Consider the following 254-nt stretch of genomic DNA (forward strand, 5'->3'; position numbering starts at 1 on the left):
GGCGTCGGGCTGACCACAGTGCTTCGCCATTTCCCGACGCGAGAAGCCTTGTTCGATGCGTTGCTGCGTACCAACCTGGACGCATTGACGCAAAAAGCCAGTGAATTCGAATCGTCGCATCCGCCTGATGAAGCGCTGGTGTCATGGTTTCGCGAAGGGGTGGCATTCGTTCACAGCTATAGCGGCGTCGTTGCCTTGATGGCCCGCGCCCACGAAGACCCGAACTCCGATGGGATAGATTTGTTCGCTCTGAT

General features: G+C 57.5%; 1 protein-coding gene. It reads left to right on the top strand.

Annotated elements, in window-relative coordinates; genetic code table 11:
• The coding region (locus HLUSI_RS0120660) for a TetR/AcrR family transcriptional regulator (protein WP_016835754.1) at window positions 1-254 on the top strand (254 nt) is incomplete at both ends.

This window comes from Herbaspirillum lusitanum P6-12 (assembly GCF_000256565.1).
GTDB classification, from domain to species: Bacteria; Pseudomonadota; Gammaproteobacteria; order Burkholderiales; family Burkholderiaceae_D; genus Herbaspirillum; species Herbaspirillum lusitanum.